3 protein-coding genes and 1 pseudogene are annotated in these 3,365 nt (G+C 64.6%); 3 read left to right on the top strand and 1 reads right to left on the bottom strand.

The window, feature by feature from the left end; translation table 11 throughout:
• The coding region (locus V7D69_RS15605) for a DNA -binding domain-containing protein (RefSeq protein ID WP_333606278.1) at nucleotides 1-536 on the top strand (536 nt) is incomplete at its 5' end.
• A gap of 86 nt (nucleotides 537-622) precedes the next feature.
• Here the strand turns inward: V7D69_RS15605 and V7D69_RS15600 are convergent.
• Entirely contained in the window at nucleotides 623-1,543 is a 921-nt protein-coding gene (locus V7D69_RS15600; RefSeq protein WP_333606279.1) for an AraC family transcriptional regulator, read from the bottom strand.
• Nucleotides 1,544-1,605: 62 nt separating this feature from the next.
• Between V7D69_RS15600 and V7D69_RS15595 the strand changes: the two genes are divergently transcribed.
• Both V7D69_RS15595 and V7D69_RS15590 read left to right on the top strand, forming a co-directional pair.
• The gene (locus V7D69_RS15595) at nucleotides 1,606-2,340 is read left to right on the top strand and encodes an SDR family oxidoreductase (RefSeq protein ID WP_333606277.1); all 735 of its coding nucleotides are present in this window, start codon (nucleotides 1,606-1,608) and stop codon (nucleotides 2,338-2,340) included.
• Between the two features lie 632 nt (nucleotides 2,341-2,972).
• Nucleotides 2,973-3,317, top strand: a pseudogene (locus tag V7D69_RS15590) (ArdC-like ssDNA-binding domain-containing protein); the annotation flags it as partial.
• Nucleotides 3,318-3,365: the final 48 nt, after the last annotated feature.

The following is a 3,365-nucleotide window of genomic DNA, read 5'->3' as shown; positions in this document are numbered from 1 at the left end:
ACCCCGGGACGATCGGCGTCGCCGCCTTGCCCGCCGATCCGGCTGATCCCGACAGTATTCGTATCGCTGGAATCGCGCCCTGGCTGGCGGTCGCCATCGATTCCGCGGGGCGCGAGCATGCGGTCCTGTCCGACGGCTGGCATCATATCCGGCTCGACATCGAGGAGGGCCGGCTGGCCGGGCAGGACGCCGTCCTGCTCCATTATCGGCTGCGCGGCCTGGCCTCGGCCGAAACCCGGCTGCTGCCGCTGCGCCGCCTGCTGGACCTGTGCCGGCATCGCCGGTTCGCCCGATCGCTGTTTCCCCGCGATCCCCGCATCGATCGCGGGATCGAGCTGCTGCGCGTGCACGACGCGCTCGGGGAAGGCGCGAGCCAGCGGGAGATCGGCGCGATGCTGTTCGGCGAGGAACGCACGGCGTGCGAATGGAGCGGTGCTTCGGATTCGCTGCGCTCGAGGGTTCGGCGACTGGTGCGCGAGGCTCGTGACATGGCGCGCGGTGGATACCGGCAACTGATGAGACGCGGCTGCCGATAGGTGAGATTGATCGACCGAGCGTTCGATGGCCGCATTACTCCGTCATTTTTCAGTCTATTCTTTCCGCTGCCGACAAAAATTGGAAGTCAGCGGTGCTGTTGCTGGCTCGTAGGCGGCACACCGAACATACGTTTATAGGCGTAGGCAAAGGCACTTTGCGACAAGTAGCCGACGCTGTCCGCGACGCGAGCCACACTTGCTTCGCCGCGCGCCAGAGCCGCGCGGGCAAGTGTCAGGCGCCACGACCGCAGGTAAGCGAGCGGCGGCTGACCCACACGGCGGGTGAACTCGGCGGAAAAAGCGGCTCGCGACATACCAGCCACTCCAGCGAGTTGCGCCACGGTCCACGGCTGCACGACGTCGTTGTGAATGGCCCGGAGAACACGGCCGAGCCTCGGATCGGACAACGCACCGAGCCAACCGACCTTCTCCAAAGCGGCACTGCCGGCATAGGCCCGTATGGCCTCTACCAGCAGCACATCGGCAAGCCGGGCACTGACGATTTCGCGACCCATCGTATCGCGCTCGAACTCGCTGATTATCAGGTCAAGAATGAGTCCGACCGCACCGGAAGCCGGGGAGGACCGGGAAACGACCATGCACTCCGGCAGTATGTCGAGCAGGAAATCCGCGTGGCCCGCCATGAACGTGACCGTTCCCCCAATTGCGATCGTATCATCCCCGCCAAGACGCGCTATGTCGCCCGCCGCATAGACGGCCTCACCATCGACCGGCATTTCGTCGGGGTGGCTTGCAATGGCGTAAGCGGTGTGCCCAAGCACACATATGTCCCCTTGGGACAAATGCTCCGGCGCGCGGCCCGGCAGTAGCATCCACCCGTTGCCGCGCACCATGGCTATGAACTTGAGCCGCTCGATGGCGGGGAACGCCAAGGCCCATCGGCCAGCCGCTTCCATGCGGGTCTGGCGCGCCACCTTTGCGCCGAGAACATCAAGAACGTCGGACAGTGGGTCGTGCGCTGATTTGGACGATCTCGATAAATCCATAGACGTGACAATATAGATCATCTGACGCGATGGCACTACCTTCCCCTTGAAGGAGACAGCCGATGAGTATTTCAGGCAAAGTCGTCGCGATCACGGGCGCCAGCAGTGGAATTGGGCGGGCAACCGCATCTCTTCTGGCCAGGCATGGCGCGTTCGTCGTGCTCGGCGCTCGCAACGAAGATGCGCTCAAGATCACAGTTGATGAAATCACGAGCAGCGGTGGAAAGGCGGTCTTCAAGTCCACCGATGTTCGACGCCGGGGCGATCTGGAGGAGCTTGTCGCCCTCGCGATTGAAGCGACGGGTCGGCTCGACGTCATCATCAACTGTGCGGGGATCGGGCCTACGTCCCGCTTCGACGCGCTCGACGTTGAAGGCTGGGACGCCATGATCGACGTGAATTTGCGCGGTACGCTTTACGGTATCGCGGCTGCTCTGCCGGTATTCGCACGACAAGGAACCGGGCATGTGGTCAACGTCATCTCCACTGCCGGCCTCAGAATGGTCCCCACGATGGGCGTCTATGCCGCCACCAAGAACGCGGTACGGACAGCCACCGAGATATTGAGGCAGGAAGCGGGGCCGAACCTTCGCGTGACCGAGGTGTCTCCGGGGATGACTGCGACCAACTTTGCGGACAGCATCACCGATCAGGCAACCAAGAAGGTCACCGGCGATCAGATCAGTGCGATCGCGATCCCGCCCGACGCGATTGCGCGCGGCATCCTCTATGCCATCGAACAGCCGCCGGAAGTCGATGTGGGTAGCATTGTCATCCGTCCGACCGCGCAAGGATGAGAGGGCGGTTTGCCGAGATGACGATGCCGGCGTGCGCCAAGCCGAAGATTCTGCGTGATCTGGGCCGCATGAAATCGACCGGGCAGCCCATTTCCCGAGCGAAATCGCCATGAAATACCTGATGAGCAGTTCGTGCCGGTTGAAGGTGGTGGCGAGCAGGTAGCGGCAAAGACGCTGAAGACCCGAAAAAGCATAGCTGGCTACCAGGGCTTGATCCTGACGCCTCGCGCCTCACGGCGCGACCGCGCTCTATGGCTTGGCGACGTCAAAGGCTTTCCGTCGCCTTCGCCACCGAGCCCCGGCTTGCGCCGGGTCTCGGCCTGTCGGTAACGATCGGCTGGCGCGAGCGGACGGGCTGCGCCCGTCCTTGGCGCGGTCGCCGCGCTGACGCGCGGCGGCGCTGTTGGTGGCCTCTCCCGGTCAAGCGCGGGTGGGCAGCGCTCCCTGCTAGGCCCGCTCGCGTCGCCAGCAAGCCGGCCCTTCGACTACGCTCGGGACCGGCTCCTTCACTGGCGTTGCGGCCCTTCGGATGCCGGCGCCGCTCAAGCGGGCCTCTCCGGTTCGCATCCTGCCGCCCACCCCCGCTTTCCGGGGAGGCCATGGTGGTTTTGGGGCGGTGTAGGAGGTGAACGATGCGTGCTTCCACTTGCCATCGCGCGCGCGGCAAGGGCCTGAAATCCAAGGCTTCCAGCGGCGGAACCCCAAGCCCCGCCGAGGCCCGGACAGCGCCCGAAACCGCCCGCACCAGCCTCTATGACGAGGTGACGGCGCGGATCATCGGCGAGCTTGAGGCGGGCCGTTTCCCGTGGGTGCAGCCTTGGGGGCGGCCCGATGGCGACGGCAATGCGGCCAGCCCCGGCTTGCCGCGCAACGCGCTCACCGCCCGCCGCTATTCTGGCGTTAATGTGCTGATCCTGTGGGGCGCGGTGATCGAACATGGCTATCCCTCGCAGGGCTGGCTGACCTTCAGGCAGGCAGTGCGACGTGAAGTCGCATGAAAGGAGTAGTCTCAATGACTTAGAACA

The sequence above is a fragment of the Novosphingobium sp. genome, from assembly GCF_036733805.1.
In the GTDB taxonomy this organism is placed as follows: domain Bacteria; phylum Pseudomonadota; class Alphaproteobacteria; order Sphingomonadales; family Sphingomonadaceae; genus Novosphingobium.
The sequence above is the reverse complement of the archived record's forward strand: the minus strand, read 5'-3'. Positions and strand labels throughout refer to the sequence as shown.

Excerpts from the sequence above, each read along its gene's own strand:
- V7D69_RS15600 (WP_333606279.1), bottom strand. The coding sequence starts at position 1,543 with ATGGATTTATCGAGATCGTCCAAATCAGCGCACGACCCACTGTCCGAC.
- V7D69_RS15595 (WP_333606277.1), top strand. The coding sequence starts at position 1,606 with ATGAGTATTTCAGGCAAAGTCGTCGCGATCACGGGCGCCAGCAGTGGA.